Origin of the sequence: Micromonospora sp. DT43 (genome assembly GCF_049841645.1) — a bacterium.
In the GTDB taxonomy this organism is placed as follows: domain Bacteria; phylum Actinomycetota; class Actinomycetes; order Mycobacteriales; family Micromonosporaceae; genus Micromonospora.
This window is the reverse complement of record NZ_JBNCKR010000004.1, coordinates 363,752-378,771: the sequence shown is the minus strand read 5'-3', so window position 1 is coordinate 378,771 and position 15,020 is coordinate 363,752. Positions and strand designations below refer to the sequence as shown.

Annotated in this window: 15 protein-coding genes; 5 read left to right on the top strand and 10 right to left on the bottom strand. The window is 73.1% G+C overall.

Annotated features, from left to right (window positions below; all coding sequences use genetic code 11):
* Positions 1–5 precede the first annotated feature (5 nt).
* Positions 6–1,301 (top strand): sensor histidine kinase, encoded by a 1,296-nt coding sequence (locus ACLQ26_RS13320; protein ID WP_425744689.1) that lies wholly within the window; start codon positions 6–8, stop codon positions 1,299–1,301.
* 58 nt (positions 1,302–1,359) lie between these two features.
* A complete protein-coding gene (locus ACLQ26_RS13315) occupies positions 1,360–2,013 on the top strand; it encodes a response regulator transcription factor (RefSeq protein WP_425744688.1) in 654 nt (217 codons plus the stop codon).
* Here ACLQ26_RS13315 and ACLQ26_RS13310 read toward each other — a convergent pair.
* The 3 genes from ACLQ26_RS13310 to ACLQ26_RS13300 are packed head-to-tail and all read right to left on the bottom strand — an operon-like array spanning position 1,994 to position 4,549.
* Complete coding sequence (locus ACLQ26_RS13310; protein ID WP_425744687.1) at positions 1,994–2,659, bottom strand: HAD family hydrolase; 666 nt, start codon at positions 2,657–2,659, stop codon at positions 1,994–1,996. The two genes, ACLQ26_RS13315 and ACLQ26_RS13310, sit on opposite strands and share 20 nt — an antisense overlap.
* Positions 2,660–2,679: 20 nt before the next feature.
* Complete coding sequence (locus ACLQ26_RS13305; RefSeq protein WP_234582371.1) at positions 2,680–2,934, bottom strand: glutaredoxin family protein; 255 nt, start codon at positions 2,932–2,934, stop codon at positions 2,680–2,682.
* Positions 2,924–4,549 carry an AMP-binding protein gene (locus tag ACLQ26_RS13300; protein ID WP_425744685.1) on the bottom strand — a complete coding sequence of 542 codons (1,626 nt, stop codon included), beginning with the start codon at positions 4,547–4,549 and terminating at the stop codon, positions 2,924–2,926. Before ACLQ26_RS13300 ends, ACLQ26_RS13305 begins: the two co-directional genes overlap by 11 nt.
* A 556-nt stretch (positions 4,550–5,105) precedes the next feature.
* Here ACLQ26_RS13300 and ACLQ26_RS13295 point away from each other — a divergent pair.
* From ACLQ26_RS13295 to ACLQ26_RS13285, 3 genes are all read left to right on the top strand, one after another.
* Entirely contained in the window at positions 5,106–6,068 is a 963-nt protein-coding gene (locus tag ACLQ26_RS13295) for an ECF subfamily RNA polymerase sigma factor, BldN family (RefSeq protein WP_425744684.1), read from the top strand.
* A 281-nt stretch (positions 6,069–6,349) separates the two neighbouring features.
* Positions 6,350–7,237 (top strand): DUF5667 domain-containing protein, encoded by an 888-nt coding sequence (locus tag ACLQ26_RS13290; protein WP_425744683.1) that lies wholly within the window; start codon positions 6,350–6,352, stop codon positions 7,235–7,237.
* 133 nt (positions 7,238–7,370) lie between these two features.
* The gene (locus tag ACLQ26_RS13285; protein ID WP_425744682.1) at positions 7,371–8,240 is read left to right on the top strand and encodes an HAD family hydrolase; all 870 of its coding nucleotides are present in this window, start codon (positions 7,371–7,373) and stop codon (positions 8,238–8,240) included.
* A 1-nt stretch (position 8,241) separates the two neighbouring features.
* Here ACLQ26_RS13285 and ACLQ26_RS13280 read toward each other — a convergent pair whose 3' ends face one another.
* The 7 genes from ACLQ26_RS13280 to ACLQ26_RS13250 all read right to left on the bottom strand — a co-directional run bounded on the left by ACLQ26_RS13280 (position 8,242) and on the right by ACLQ26_RS13250 (position 15,006).
* Positions 8,242–9,099 (bottom strand): lysophospholipid acyltransferase family protein, encoded by an 858-nt coding sequence (locus ACLQ26_RS13280; RefSeq protein WP_007465609.1) that lies wholly within the window; start codon positions 9,097–9,099, stop codon positions 8,242–8,244.
* A gap of 433 nt (positions 9,100–9,532) precedes the next feature.
* A complete protein-coding gene (locus ACLQ26_RS13275) occupies positions 9,533–10,609 on the bottom strand; it encodes an NAD-dependent epimerase/dehydratase family protein (RefSeq protein ID WP_425744681.1) in 1,077 nt (358 codons plus the stop codon).
* A 121-nt stretch (positions 10,610–10,730) separates the two neighbouring features.
* Complete coding sequence (locus tag ACLQ26_RS13270; protein WP_007465623.1) at positions 10,731–10,832, bottom strand: 30S ribosomal protein bS22; 102 nt, start codon at positions 10,830–10,832, stop codon at positions 10,731–10,733.
* Between the two features lie 214 nt (positions 10,833–11,046).
* Entirely contained in the window at positions 11,047–11,256 is a 210-nt protein-coding gene (locus ACLQ26_RS13265; protein ID WP_007465625.1) for a helix-turn-helix domain-containing protein, read from the bottom strand.
* Between the two features lie 212 nt (positions 11,257–11,468).
* Positions 11,469–12,653 carry an ABC transporter permease gene (locus ACLQ26_RS13260; protein ID WP_425744680.1) on the bottom strand — a complete coding sequence of 395 codons (1,185 nt, stop codon included), beginning with the start codon at positions 12,651–12,653 and terminating at the stop codon, positions 11,469–11,471.
* Positions 12,650–13,627, bottom strand: a complete 978-nt coding sequence (locus ACLQ26_RS13255) for an ABC transporter ATP-binding protein (RefSeq protein ID WP_425744679.1) — start codon at positions 13,625–13,627, stop codon at positions 12,650–12,652. The genes ACLQ26_RS13260 and ACLQ26_RS13255 overlap by 4 nt, the downstream gene beginning before the upstream one ends.
* A complete protein-coding gene (locus ACLQ26_RS13250; RefSeq protein WP_425744678.1) occupies positions 13,624–15,006 on the bottom strand; it encodes an efflux RND transporter periplasmic adaptor subunit in 1,383 nt (460 codons plus the stop codon). The genes ACLQ26_RS13255 and ACLQ26_RS13250 overlap by 4 nt, the downstream gene beginning before the upstream one ends.
* Positions 15,007–15,020: the final 14 nt, after the last annotated feature.

Below are 15,020 nucleotides of genomic sequence, written 5' to 3'. Positions count from 1 at the left end.
TGGCTATGACCGCCGTTGCCGCCAGCGACCATCCGACGCTGGCACCGAGCATCCCCCGCCAGCTCTTCGTCGACTCCGGCTACGTGCTGCTCGGCCTCCCCCTGGCAGTGGCCAGCTTCGTCGTCCTCGCCGTGGGCCTCGTGGCCGGTGTCGGTCTGGTGGTCACCGTGATCGGCCTGCCGATCCTCAGCGGCACCCTGTACGCCGCCCGGGGGCTGGCCGACATCGAGCGACTGCGGCTGCCCTCCGTGCTGCGACAACCCCGGATCCGACCGCACTACCGGCTCCCGGAGGCGGGCGCGAACGCCTGGCGGCGGATCTTCCTGCCGATGCGCGACGCCCAGTCCTGGCTCGATCTGGCGCACGGCATCCTGCGGGTGATCGTGGCGCTGGTCACCTTCGTGCTGACGCTGGCCTGGTGGATCGCCGCTGCCGCCGGCTCCCTCTACTGGGTGTACGACTGGGCGCTGCCGCACGGCAGGGACGACAGCGACCTGGCCCAACTGCTCGGCCTGGGCGACTCGACCACGGCCCGGATCGGGGTGACCACCGCCATCGGGGTGTTCTTCCTGATCACGCTGCCGATCGTGGCCCGGGGCTGCGCGCTCCTGCAGGGCAGCTTCGCCAAGGCCCTGCTGACCGGGGTGGCCGAGATGCGGGACCGGATCACCGTGCTGGAGGAGCAGAAGCGGGCTGCGGTGTCCGCTGAGGCGTCCGCGCTGCGCCGGCTGGAACGCGACATCCACGACGGCCCCCAGCAGCGCCTGGTCCGGCTCGCGATGGACCTCAGCCGGGCCCGGATGCAGCTCGCCTCCGACCCCGAGGCCGCCGGCCGGACCATCGACGAGGCGGTCACCCAGACCCGGGAGACGCTTGCCGAGTTGCGGGCGCTGTCCCGGGGCATCGCCCCACCGATCCTTGTCGACAGGGGCCTGCCCAGCGCCCTGGCCGCGCTCGCCGGCCGTGGGCTCATCCCCATCGAGCTCCAGGTGGACCGCCAGCTCGGCACGCCGGGCGGACGGCTCGATCCGGCGGTGGAGAACACCGCGTACTTCGTGGTGGCCGAGGCACTGACAAACATCGCCAAGCACAGTCGGGCCACCGAGGCCGTGGTCGCCGTGGCCCGCCAGGAGACCCAGCTCCAGGTGCGGGTGGGCGACGACGGCCAGGGTGGCGCCCACCTCGCCAAGGGCCACGGGCTGGCCGGCATCGCCGACCGGGTGCGGGCGGCCGGCGGGGAGCTGGCCGTGGAGAGCCCGACCGGTGGGCCCACCGAGATCCGTGCGGAGCTTCCGCTGTGAGCCGTCGGACGCCGCGGCGAGCCCGGACGGCGGCCCGGACGTGGTAGACACCACAGCCATGCGGATCGTGATCGCGGATGACGCAGTCCTGCTCCGGGAGGGGCTGGTACGGCTGCTGACCGAGAGCGGCCACCAGGTGGTGGCCGCCGTCGGGGACGGTGACGCGCTGGTCGAGGCGGTGGTGGAGCACCGGCCGGACGTGTCGATCGTCGACGTCCGGATGCCGCCGACGCACACCGACGAGGGACTGCGGGCGGCGGTGGAGGCGCGCCGCCTGGTGCCGCGCACGCCGATCCTGGTGCTCTCCCAGTACGTCGAGGTGTCGTACGCCGATGACCTGCTGGCGACCACCGGCGGCGCCGGCGGCGGTATCGGCTACCTGCTCAAGGACCGGGTGGCCGCGATCGACGAGTTCCTGGACGCGCTGCGCCGGGTGGCCGGCGGCGGCACGGTGCTCGACCCGGAGGTGGTCGGCCAGCTCTTCGCCCGCCGCCGCCGCGACGACCCGCTGCGCGAGCTGACCCCGCGCGAGCGGGAGGTGCTCGCCCTGATGGCCGAGGGCCGGTCCAACACGGCCATCGCCCGTGCCCTGGTGGTCAGCGACGGCGCGGTGGAGAAGCACGTGCGCAACATCTTCACCAAGCTCACTCTCCCGCCGGACACCGAGCAGCACCGCCGGGTGCTTGCCGTCCTCACCTACCTGCGGAACTGACCTCCCGGGCGGCCAGGGCCACCGCGTCGGTGAGGGTGTCGGCGACCGGGTGGCCGGAGGCGCGCAGCCGGGCCGGGTCGGTGAAGCCGCCGGTGTAGAGGACCGCCCGGCCGCCCACGGCGAGGGCCGCGTCCGCGTCGTCGATGGAGTCGCCGATCAGCACCACAGTGCTGCCGTCCACGCCCAGCTCGGCCAGGTGCCGCCGGAGCGACTCGGCCTTACGGTCACCGCCGACGGTGGCCCGCAGCCCGTCGACGCGGGTGAAGTGACCGGTCAGCCCGTAGGTGTGCACGGTGGGCACCAGCTCCTCGTGGAACCACATGGAGAGCAGACTCTGGCTGCCCTCCCAGGCGGCCATCGCGGTCTGCGCGTCGGCGGCCAGCTCGCAGGTGGTCAACCCGTCGCGGTACGCGTCGTGGAAGATCCGGTCCAGGCGGCCGAACGCGTCGTCGTCCACGGCCTGGCCGAGCACCTCGGCGTAGTAGTCGGCGATCGGCCGACGGAACCGCGTCCGGTGCTCGTCGAGCGTGACCACCGGCCCGCCCACGCTGGCGAACGCGGCGTTGGTGGCGGCCACCACCAGGCTGAGGTCGTTGAGCAGGGTGCCGTTCCAGTCCCAGACGAGGTGGGGGTGCGCAGGGGTCATCGGAGCACCATAGGCACCGCTCAGAGCTGCGGGGTGGTCAGGTCCCGCAGCAGCCGGTCCTCCTCGACCCGCCAGTAGCCGTGCTCCTTGCCGTCGAGCAGCACCACCGGGAGGCGGTCGCCGTACTCCCGTTCCAGCCCCTCGTCGCCTGTGACGTCCCACTCGACCCACTTGTCGCCGGTGACCGCGACCACCCGGTCGAGCGCCGCCTTGGCGTCGTCGCACAGGTGGCAGCCGGGTCGGGTGATCAGGGCGAGTCGGGCGTCACTGGCCATCGGTTACCTCCGTGCGGTCGGTCGGCGTCGCCGACCGGAGCTGGGTCTTGCGTACCTTGCCGATCGCCGAGTGCGGCAGCGCGTCGACGAACTCGACTGTGGTCGGGCACTTGAACCGGGCCAGGTTGCGGGCGCAGTGGGCGAGCAGCTCCTCGCTTGTCACCGGTCGGCCCCGCGCCGGCACCACGTACGCCCGCACAGTCTCGCCGGTTCGCGGATGCGGCACACCCAGTACCGCCGACTCGACCACCCCGGGGTGCCCGGCGAGCACCGACTCGACCTCGTGCGGATAGACGTTGAACCCGTTGACCAGGATCAACTCCCCGAGCCTGTCGACAAGGAAGAGGTCCCCGTCGGAGTCGGCGTACGCGATGTCGCCGGTGCCCCACCAGCCGTCGGCGTCCGGGCCGTCGCGGCCGTCGGGCCAGTAGCCGCCGAAGAGGTTGGGCCCGCGGACGACGATCTGGCCCGGGTCGGTGCCCGGGCCGATGTCGGAGATGTCCAGCTCGTCCGGGTCGTCCTCGGGGACGGCCTGACCGTCGCGCCACAGGTCCTCTCCCGCCGGACCGACCAGGCGCAGGTCCACGCCGGGCAGCGGCCGGCCGATCGAGCCGGCCTTGAGCACCGGACCGACAAGCGTGGACGTGAGCACCGGCGCGGTCTCGGTGAGGCCGTACCCCACATGCACCTCATGGCCGGTGACCTCGGTGAAACGCGCGGCGACGGCGGGCTCCAGCGGCGCCGCGCCGCACACCGCCACGCGCACCGACGCGGTCGCCGCGCGGACCGCGTCGGCACCGGCCCAGGCCAGGAACATCGACGGTACGCCGACCAGCACGCTGACCCGGTGCCGGGCGATCTCGGCCAGCCCCGCCGTCGGCCCGGGATCGTCGAGCAGCACGCCTGTGGCACCGTGCCGGACGACGGCGCCGAGCACCGAGTTGAGCCCGTACGCGTGGAACAGCGGCAACGCGAGGAGAACAGTGTCCGTCGGCCCGACGACCGGCGGTTCGATCGCGTCGACCTGTTCGTGGTTGGCCAGCAGCGCACGGTGGGAGAGCATCGCGCCCTTCGGACGCCCCTCGGTGCCGGACGTGTAGAGCAGTACGGCCAGGTCGTCGCCGCCCCGGCGCGGAAGGGGGCGCGCATCGGACGCGTCGGCGCTCGGCGGTGTGTCGCGCACGACGGTGAGCGCGGGCAGGTCGGCGGCCACCTCGGCGACCAGGCCGCGGACCCGTTCGGTGCCGATGAGCACCGACGCGCCGGAGTCGGCAAGTACGTGCTGCAGCTCCGGGGCGGTGAAGCCGGGGTTGACCGGTACCGCGACCAGTCCGGCTCGCAGCGCGCCGAGCCAAACGGTCACGAAGTCGGGGGTGTTGGGCAGCGCGATCGCGATCCGGGGCGGCGTGCCACCCGGGTCGGTGGGTGGTACGGCGGCGGCCAGGCCGTGTGCGGCGGCGGTCACGGCGGCGTCCAGTTCGGACCAGCTGACGCGCCCCTCCCGCCAGTACAGCGCGGGCCGGTCACCGTGGTCGAGAGCCGCCCGACGGACCCGGTCGGCGAGGTTCGGCGCGGGGTCTGCCGAGAAGTCCTGCACGGTGGTCGAGTCTGGCACAGCGGCTGCCGACAGGCCACGTCCGACGGTCGGGCGGCGAGGACCGCCGAGTGTCCCGTCCACGTGACACTCGCCCTGCCGTCGATGCTCCGATCGAGTCCGCCGAGGGGACGGGTGGCGTGCCCGACGGACGCTTCGGACCGGCTCGCCCGGCAGCCGGCCGGGGCGGCGCACCCGATCGGCCAAACTGGCCCCGACCTGGGGATCCATCCTGGAACACCGGCCCAGGCGAATGTCAAACGCACACGACGGACAACTGGTCCGCCACCGGTGCGACACAGCGGGAAATACTTCCGCCCTGTGTAACGGACTTGCCACGCGCGGGTGACGTTGGCCCTATTATCACTCGGGTCGGCTCACCCCATTTGCCGTGAGTCGACACCCCTCAGCCCGAGGAGGCCCCCGTGCCTGTCAGCGCATTGGACCAGCACCTCAAGGGGAACTGCCGCCCGTCGGCACACCCCGGAACCGTCCTGCCCGACCGGTTGCCCGGTCGGTCCGCACCGACGACTCGTAAACCGGCCCGTCCGGTGACCAACGGGACGGGGGCCGCGCGGTGACCACCTTTGGATACGCGGACCGCCCGGTCGGCCTGACCGGCCAGACGCCCCGCTCCCCCGTCAACGAACGACCGGCGGCCCGCGCGCCGCTGGGCGACCCGCACGCCGCGACGCGCGGTGACAACGCGGCCCAGCGGACCCGCAACCGCCCGCACACCAACGAGCCCCCACCAAGACCGGCGGCCCCCGGTGGCAACGCGATGCCGACCGGTGGCCGTGTCGCCGCGCCGGCCCGGCCGACCATGCCCTCCCAGGGCCGTCGGGTCGGCGACGCGCCGACGCCCGTCACCGATCCGGCGGCAGGCGAGACGGCGGTGATCCCGGCGGTCCCGGCCGACACCCCGACCCCCCCGATCACCTCGACCGGCTTCCCCAGCCGCCCGGACCCGTCCGACCCGGCCACCGAGGTCTGGACGCTCGTCGAGCGGGCGCAGGCGGGCGAATCCGAGGCGTTCGGCCTCATCTACGACAGGTACGTCGACACCGTCTTCCGGTTCGTCTACTTCCGGGTCGGTAACCGCCAGCTCGCCGAGGACCTCACCTCGGACACGTTCCTGCGCGCCCTCAAGCGGATCGGCAGCTTCACCTGGCAGGGCCGCGATCTCGGCGCCTGGCTGGTGACCATCGCCCGCAACCTGGTGGCGGACCACTTCAAGTCCGGCCGGTACCGGCTGGAGGTCACCACCGGCGACGTGCTCGACGCCGACCGCGAGGACCGGGGCCCGGAGGGCAGCCCGGAAGCCGCAGTTGTCGAACACATCACGAACGTCGCCCTGCTCACCGCCGTCAAGCAGCTCAACCCGGAGCAGCAGGAGTGCATCGTGCTCCGGTTCCTCCAGGGCTTCTCGGTCGCCGAGACCGCCCGGACCATGGGTAAGAACGAGGGTGCCATCAAGGCCCTGCAGTACCGTGCCGTCCGCGCGCTCGCCCGACTCCTGCCCGACGGCTTCCAACCGTGATTCTCGCTGCGGGAACCGACGGACGTCGATCAATGTCCGGGCAGCTCAGGGTGGGTCATGCCCGGTGACGTCGATCACTTTGTGTGATTTCCGCCCCGCCCGGCCCGTAACCCGTGCACGGTCCGCCGCGTTTCTCCGGGTGCGACCGGTGGTTGTCCCGGCAGGCCCGGGGCACCGAGGTCCGACCGGCACGCCGGGCGGGGCCTCACCTCAGTGGTGTCACAGAGCCGCCCGGTCGCTGGCAACGATGGCGGCCGACCGGCCGTGACCAGCGAGAGGAGGTGCCTGCGGTGGACGACATCCTCTTCTCCCGCCGGCGCGCCGAGCGCTTCGCGCAGCTTCTCGACGAGGCCAACGGCGGCCGGCGGCACCACGTGCGGTCCCGAGTGGACAGCCAGCTGGCACCGCTCGTCGCAGTGGGCCAGCGACTCAGCGTCGATCCCCCCACGGCCGAGGTGAACCCCGACTTCCGCACCGGCCTGCGAGCGATGCTGCTCGCCACCGCCGAGCGCGAGGGGATGGGCACCACCCCGGCGACCACCGAGCCGGCTGCCCCGCGGGCCGCAGCAGGGAGCCGCGGCTCCCTGCTACCCGCGGTCACCGCCCGACGGGCCCGCGCCCGAGGCGCGATCCTGGTCGGCATCGCCGCCGGTGCCATCGCCGTCTCCGGGATCTCCGCCGCCAGCGAGAACGCCGTCCCCGGCGACGCGCTGTACGGCATGAAGCGCTCCACCGAGCGAGCCCAGCTCGCCCTGGCCAGCTCGGACATCAGCCGCGGCCAACTGTTCCTGGACTTCGCCCGGACCAGGCTCGGCGAAGCCGCCGAACTGCGCGGTGACCGCATCGGCTACAGCGCCGTCCTCGACGACATGGACGCCGACACCCGGCAGGGCATTCGCCTGCTCACCGCCGCCGCCGTCCAGCGGGCCGACCCGGCCAGCCTGGACACGGTCAACACGTTCGTCACCAGCCAACGTCGGGCGGTGACCAACCTGCTCGACGGTGCCGGCCGGGCCGACCGGGAACGGACCCGGCGGTCCCTGGCCCTGCTGGACACCATCCGGGAGCGCTCGGACTCGGTGCGCGCGGCGATCGCCTGCGACCTGCCCGCTCCGACCGGCAGTGACGCGCTCGGGCCCACACCGACCACCTGTCCCGGCGAGCGCTGACCCACCCGCCCGGTACTCCCATACCGCACGCCTGACCGGCCGGACCACAGTTCCCTGTGGCCCGGCCGTTCGACCGTGCGCTCCGGCTACCCTCGCTGGAGGCATCCGTCGTACCTGGTGAGGAGGGAGTCGCGTGAGCCGCAAGGTGACGGTCAGCACCGACGCCCTGGGTCACACCGCCGGGTGGGCGGAGACCGAGCTTGCGCCGGTGACCCCACCCGCGCCGGATCGGGCCGCCGCGGCGTTCTTCGACGTCGACAACACGATGATGCAGGGCGCGTCGATCTACTGGTTCGCCCGCGGGCTCGCCGCCCGGAACTACCTCACGACCGCCGACCTGGCCCGCTTCGCCTGGCAGCAGCTCCGGTTCCGGCTGCTCGCCCGCGAGCACGCCGGCGACATGTCCCAGGCGAAGGAGACCGCGCTGGCCTTCGTCGAGGGCTGGCGGGTGGACGACGTGGAACGCCTCTCGGAGGAGATCTTCGACGAGCTGATGGCGCCCCGGATCTGGGCCGGCACCAGGCAGCTCGCCCAGGGTCACCTCGACGCCGGTCAGCGCGTGTGGCTGGTCAGCGCCGCCCCGGTGGAGATCGGCCGGGTGATCGCCACCCGACTCGGCCTGACCGGTGCGATCGGCACGGTGGCCGAGGTGCGGGCCGGGGCGTACACCGGGCGGCTGGTGGGCGACCTCATGCACGGGCCGGCGAAGGCCGAGGCGGTCACGCAGCTCGCCGCCGTGGAAGGGCTGGACCTGAGCCGCTGCGCGGCCTACAGCGACTCGGCCAACGACCTGCCGCTGCTCTCCGCCGTGGGCCGGGCGGTGGCGGTCAACCCGGACGGCGCCCTGCTGCGCCAGGCCCGCCAGCACGGCTGGGAGGTACGGGACTTCCGCACCGGCCGTCGGGCCGTCAAGATCGCCGTACCGTCGACGGCGGCGGCCGGCCTGGTTGCCGGCGCGGTCACCGCCGGCCTGGCCCTGCAACGCCGCCGTCGCGCCGGCTGACTCAGGGGCCGAACGGGTCCGGCCGCCGTTCCAACAGCGAGTGCAAGGTCTGCTGGATGGTCTCCCGCACCTGGTCGGCCAGGTTGAAGACGACAAGCGGATCGTCCGCCGAGTCGGTCAGATGCGCGGTGGGAATCGGCGGGCAGAACTCGATAAGCCACTTGCTGGGCAACGGCACCATGCCCAGCGGCCCGAGCCAGGGGAACGTCGGCGTGACCGGGAAGTATGGGAGCTTGAGCAGCCGCGCCAGGGGCTTGATGTCGGCGAGCATCGGATAGATCTCCTCGCCGCCGACGATGGCGACCGGGACGATAGGCGTGCCGGTGCGCAGCGCCGCCGAGACGAAGCCGCCGCGACCGAACCGTTGCAGCTTGTACCTGTCGGCGTAGAGCTTGCCGATGCCCTTGAACCCCTCGGGGAACACGCCGACCAGGTCGCCACCGCCGAGCAGCCGCTCGGCGTCCGGGTTGCAGGCCACCGTGCCGCCGGTCTTGCGGGCGATCTCCGACACTACCGGCATCCGGAAGACCAGGTCTGCGCCGAGCAGGCGCAGGTAGCGGTGGGCGGGGTGCTTGTCGTGCAGGGCCGCCGAGAGGATCAACGCGTCCAGTGCCACGGTGCCCGAGTGGTTACCGACCACAAGCGCGGGCCCGTCGACCGGAACGTGCTCGACCCCGCTGACCTCGGTGCGGAACCAGTCCCGGTAGAGCAGCCGCAGCAGCGGGTGGAAGACAGCGTCGGTCAGCTCCGGGTCGAACCCGAACTCGTCGACCTCGTAGTCACCGGCCAACCGCCGACGCAGGAACGCCAGCCCGTTCGCGACCCGGCGGTCCCACTGGTCCCCGGGCCGATCCGGCACCGCCGGACCGCCGCCGCTGTGCGGGACGCCCGCGCTCGCCGGCTCGCCGGTCGCCGCGCGGACCTCGTCGGCGGTCGGGTCGTCGCTCGCGGTCGGCGGGTCGTCGGTCGCGGTGTCGACCTCGTCGCCCGGCGTCGCGGCGGGCGCGAGCCGGCTCGCCGGTCGGTGGCCGTTGCGCCGCGCCGGCTCCGCGTCCGGCACGGGCGGCCCCGGCGGTACGTCGAACGGCCCCAGACCCGCCGGTTCACGCCCCTGCACCGGCCCGGTCACGACGGCACCTCGGCGACGGGCACGACAGGCGTACGCCTCGCCCTCACAGCGTCAACCTCGGTTCGCGACTGCGGGGCTCGCAAGACCGGCTCACTCCTCGCGCTCACAGCGTCAACCTCGGTTCGCGACTGCGGGGCTCGCAAGACCGGCTCACTCCTCGCGCTCACAGCGTCCGCTCCCGCACGGCTGCTCGGACCTGCCGGATGCCGTCCAGAACCAACTGTTCGGCGGCGGCCAACTGACCCCGGCTGAGCACCACCCCACCGTGGTGGGCGCGGATGAAGTCGTCGAACGCGGCGGCGGTGGAGCGGGGTGTGAAGCCGTACTCCTGCTCCAGGCGGGTGGTGTCGACGACCCGCCCGTGCACGAAGAGATCGACCTGGTCCAGGCCGTAGCGGCCGAAGCCCATGGTGCGGGCCAGCGCCGCGGCGCCGGAGAGACCCGGCTCCAGCACCGGCACGGCCACCCGACCGGCCCGCCGGATCGCCTGGGACAACGAGAGCACCCCCGGACCGGCGACGTTGTAGGTGCCCGGGTGATCCTCCACGATCGACAGGTGCAGCACCTCCAACGCGTCGTCGAAGTGCAGGAACTGCAACCGGGGATCGCGGCCGAAGACGGTCGGCACGAACGGCTGCGCGAAGTAGCGCGTCAACGTCGTGTCGGCTGTCGAACCGATGAACGGGGCGAAGCGCAGCACCGTCGCGGTCACGTCGGCCCGACGGCGGCGAAAACCGCGAACGTACCCCTCGACGTCGAGGATGTCGCGGCCGAAACCGCCGCGCGGCACCTCGCGCGGCTCGGTCTCCTCGGTGAACACCGCCGGATCGCGGAACGACACCCCGTACGCGGCTGTCGACGACCGGACCACCAGCTTGCGCAGGCGGGGCGCCCGCTGGCAGGCGGCGAGCAGTTGCATGGTGCCGATGACGTTCTGGTCCTTCATGGCCGACCGGCCGCCGTGCTGCTGGTCGGGGGCGCTCACCAACGCGAGGTGAACAACCGCGTCGACCTCCAGGTCGGCGAGGAGCCCGCCGAGCGACCCCGGGTCGACGCGAATCCGCTCGACCCGGTCCAGCAGATCGGTGAACTCGGCGCCCGGCTCCGGCGCGTCCACGCCGATGACCCGCTCGATGCGGGGGTCGGCGGCCAGCCGGGCCGCCACGTGCGCGCCCAGGTACCGGCCGACCCCGGTGACGACGACGACCCCCGGAGCACCTGAGGTGCTACCGGGGGTCATCTGACGTACCTACGCCGACAGGGGGGATCGAGCCGGGAGAACCACGGCCTGATCACCTGAGCCTCCGAAGGTCGACTGTTTGGCAAGTGACGTCGAAGTGCCGGGCTGCGCCCGGCGACGATCACTTGCCGAGACGGCGACGCTGGACGCGGGTCTTGCGCAGCAGCTTGCGGTGCTTCTTCTTAGCCATGCGCTTACGGCGCTTCTTGACCACCGAGCCCATACGACAGCCTTTCGATACAACGTGCGGGGCGGGCCGGATGACACCACGCAGGTGGCGACGGCGACCGCATGCGGACAACGGACCGGACCGGTCTGGGTGGCGGGGCGCACCGGTGGGGTCTCGGTCGGGCTCCAGGGTAGCCGGAGAGCGTCAGCAGGACCAACGCGCCCCCGTCCATGCCGCCTACGTGGCACTCGATCGGCGGACCGGTGGCTCAGGCGGTTTCCTGAAACGCGCCCCGCAGGTATTCGTGCACCGCGTGCTCGGGCACCCGGAACGACCGCCCCACCCGGACAGCGGTGAGCTCACCGCTGTGCACGAGGCGATAGACGGTCATCTTCGACACCCGCATGACCGTCGCCACCTCCGCGACGGTCAGGAACTTGACCTCCGACAGCCGTCCATCGGACTGCGACCCGGCCATGGCTCACCGACCCATCCCATGCCCGGCGCGTGCCAACCCGACGGATGCTCCGGGCCGGGCGGCGACGCGCGTGTTACCAGTACGGTAGCGGGGCGGCTGTGACCGGCGCGATCCCTTCGTACAACTGATCATGCCTGGATCGTCGGTTCACCCGATCCGTGCTCCCGCTATCTCCCCGCCTGCGTCGGTCGTCCGGTTGGCTCGGGCGGGTCTCACTCGGCGCGGAGCGCCACCACCGGGTCGAGCCGGCCGGCGCGCTGCGCGGGAACCACCCCGAAGACGATGCCCACCGCCGCCGACACCCCGAAGGCAAGCGCCAACGACCACCAGGTGATCGCCGCCGGGATCGGGGACAACGCGTCCACCAGCAGGGCGGTGCCCACGCCCAGCGCCATCCCGGTCAACCCGCCGATCGTGGTGAGCAGCACCGCCTCCAGCAGGAACTGCACGCCGATGTCGCGGGGTCGGGCGCCGACCGCCTTGCGCAGACCGATCTCCCGGGTCCGCTCCCGGACGCTCACCAGCATGATGTTGGAGACGCCGACCCCGCCGACGAGCAGCGAGATCCCGGCGATCGCGGCCAGCACGCCGGTGAGCACGCCGAGGATGTCGCCGAGCACACCGAGGATCTGCTGCTGCGTGACCGCGCTGAACTCGGTGTCCGGGTGGCGGCGGTTCAGCTCGGCGACGATGCGCTCGCCCAGCTCGTCGATCCGCTCCCGGTCCGGCGCCTTCACGGCGATGCCGTCCACCCGCTGGGTGCCCCACAGCCGCTGCGCGGCGGTGACCGGCACGTGCACCTCGTCGTCCCGGTCGACGCCGAGGCTCTGCCCGAGGGGCGCGAACACGCCGATGACCCGGAACCGCACCCCGGCGAGGGTCACCTGCTGACCCAGCGGATCGCGGTCGGGAAACAACGCGCGGGCCACCGAGTCACCGAGGACCGCGACCCGCCGGCTGGTGTCCACGTCCGTGCCGGTGAGGTAGCGGCCCCGGGCCAGCGACCGGGTGAACACCGTCGGGGTGGTCTCCAGCACGCCCTGCACGGTGGTGAAGTCGGAGCGGGCGCCGGCCCGTGCGGTCGCCCCGGAGGCGACGGTGACCGCTACCCGCTGGGGATCGCCGACGACCCGGGAGACCGCGTCCACGTCCTTGAGCGTCAGCGGCGAGACGACAGGCGCGGTGCCCACCTCGATCTTGCCGGGGACGACAAGCAGCAGGTTGGAGCCGAGCCCCTCGACCTGCTGCTCCACCTTCTGCTTGGTGCCGGTGCCGATGGCGACCAGCAGCACCACCGAGGCCACCCCGATGATCACGCCGAGCATGGTGAGCGAGCTGCGCAGCCGATTCGCCCGTAGCGCGTCCAGCGCGACCCGCCACGCCTCGGCGACCCTCACGCCGCGCCCCCGGGTCGCTCAGCTGCGCGCTCACCCGCAGCCGCGCGGCGCGCATCGCGCGGGTCGGCATCGCGCGGGTCGGCATCGCGCGGAAGGCGCCCGGTGGCTCCGGCGGCGCCACCGGAGCCACCGGACGGGTGCCCCGGGCCGCTTCCGGAAACGGACCGGGGCTCCGCGCTGGGAGCGGGGACCAGTGTCTCAGGTCGACCGTGATCGACGGACAGCGGTCGATCATGAGGGTCGGCGGAGCTGTCCGCCACCACCACACCGTCGCGCATGGTGATCCGGCGGGCGGCCCGAGCCGCCACCTCCTGGTCGTGGGTGACCATCACCAACGCCACCCCGGATTCCGCGTTCAACCGCTCCAGCAGCTCCAGGACCGCCGCGCCTGTCACACTGTCCAGGTTGCCGGTCGGCTCGTCGGCCAGCAGCACAGTGGGTTCGGTGACCAGGGCGCGGGCGATGGCGACGCGCTGCTGCTCGCCACCGGACATCTGGTTGGGCCGGTGGTCCAGGCGGTGCCCGAGACCGACCCGACCCAGCATCGCCGCCGCCCGATCCCGGCGCTGCCGCGCCGACACACCCCGGTAGACCAGGGGCAACGCCACGTTCTCCACTGCCGAGGTACGCGGCAGCAGGTGGAACGCCTGGAAGACGAACCCGATGGTCTCGTTGCGCAGGGCTGCCATCTCCGGCGGGGAGAGGGTGTTGACGTCCCGCCCGCCGATCACCAGCCGGCCACCCGTCGGTCGGTCCAGCCCTCCCAGCAGGTGCATGAGCGTGGACTTGCCCGAGCCGGACGGCCCCACCAAAGCCACGTAGTCACCGGGCCGCACCGTCAACGAGACCCCGCGCAGGGCCTGGACCGACACCCCGTCGAGCTGGTACGTCCGGGACACGTCCACCGCCTCGATCGCCGCGACACGCGCCCCCGCCGACACGGCTTCCGAGCGGTCGCCGGCAGGTCCGGTCACCGGACCTCCTGGCCGTCGCGCACCTGGTCGGTGCCGCGCACCACGACCCGGTCGCCGGCCTGGACCCCGTTGAGGATCTGCACCAGGTCGGACCCCTGGACGCCCACTGTCACCGGTGCCCGGTCCGCCTTGCCGTCGCGGACCACCCACACCGCGTCCCGGCCGTCGGCGGAGAACACCGCCGAGGCGGGAACGGTCACCGCGTCGTCGGCCTCGCGTACGCGCAGGTGCACGATCGCGTTCATACCGGGGCGGGGCGTCGGGGCGGGCGTGTCCTCGGCCAGCTTCCCGGCGCCCAGCGTGAGGCGTACCCGATAGGTGACGCCGCCCTGCGCGGAGCTGGTGGGGAGCACGTCGACGGACCGGACCGTGGCGTCGTAGCTGGCACCGGTCACCGCGTCCAACTCGACGGTGGCGCTCACACCGGCCTTGACCAGCAACACGTCCGTCTCGTCCACGTCGGCGAGCAACCCCAACTGCCCGGTGTCCACCACTGTCAGCACCGGCGTGCCGGCGGTGACCTGACCGCCGACCGCGACCGCGTCGTCGACCCCGGCGGGAGGGCCGCCCTGGGCGGGGGCCAGCGCGGACGGGTCGATCCCGGCCCCGCCAGCCTGCTCCAACAAGCCGGCCAGGCCGCCGTTGGCACCGCTGCCAGCCCGGGTGCCGCCGGGCTGCACCACCCCGGCGACCGGTGCGCGCAGGGTCAGCGCGGCGACGGTCGCCTTCGCCAGGTCGTACGCCTGCTGGGCCTGGAGCCGTTGCGCCGCGGAGAGCGAGCCGACCGCGGAGTTGAGCCCGCTGATCCCCCGCTGCACCGCGCGGACGGCAGCGTCGGCGCTGCGCGCGGCGGCGGCGTACTGCCGCTGCGCGGACGTCACCTGCTTCAGCAGCGCGTCGCGCAACTGCGGGTCGGCGATCTTGCCGGCGGCCTCGCGGGCGGCGTCGAACGCCTCCTCGGCCGCCTTGTCGGTGCCCCGCCGGCTGCTGCTCAGGTTGCCTGTGGAGACACCCCGACCGGCGCGCTTGGCCGCGTCCAGCGCCTCCTTCGCCTGGCGCAGCCGGGCCTGGGCCGACGGGGACGCGACCACGGCGAGCACCTGACCGCGCTTCACCCGCTGTCCAGGCTGGACGCGCAGGCTCGCGAGGGTGCCGTCGGCGGGCGCGGTCAGGGTGGCGGCGGCTCGGGCGGTCACCGTGGCGGGCGCGTCGATCACCTCGCTGACCGGGTTACGGGCCGCCGAGGCGAGCGCTACCGGCGGCTGGTCGTCGCCGCAGGACGCGGCGGTGGTGGCGGTGAGGACGGCGACGGCGGTCAGGGCGATGAGCAGGCGGGGCCGCGTGGTGCTTGCGGGCCGCGGCAGGTCGGGGCGGCGCACCCATCGATCGTACG

Excerpts from the sequence above, each read along its gene's own strand:
- ACLQ26_RS13320 (WP_425744689.1), top strand. The coding sequence starts at position 6 with ATGACCGCCGTTGCCGCCAGCGACCATCCGACGCTGGCACCGAGCATC.
- ACLQ26_RS13315 (WP_425744688.1), top strand. The coding sequence starts at position 1,360 with ATGCGGATCGTGATCGCGGATGACGCAGTCCTGCTCCGGGAGGGGCTG.
- ACLQ26_RS13310 (WP_425744687.1), bottom strand. The coding sequence starts at position 2,659 with ATGACCCCTGCGCACCCCCACCTCGTCTGGGACTGGAACGGCACCCTG.
- ACLQ26_RS13305 (WP_234582371.1), bottom strand. The coding sequence starts at position 2,934 with ATGGCCAGTGACGCCCGACTCGCCCTGATCACCCGACCCGGCTGCCAC.
- ACLQ26_RS13275 (WP_425744681.1), bottom strand. The coding sequence starts at position 10,609 with ATGACCCCCGGTAGCACCTCAGGTGCTCCGGGGGTCGTCGTCGTCACC.
- ACLQ26_RS13270 (WP_007465623.1), bottom strand. The coding sequence starts at position 10,832 with ATGGGCTCGGTGGTCAAGAAGCGCCGTAAGCGCATGGCTAAGAAGAAG.
- ACLQ26_RS13265 (WP_007465625.1), bottom strand. The coding sequence starts at position 11,256 with ATGGCCGGGTCGCAGTCCGATGGACGGCTGTCGGAGGTCAAGTTCCTG.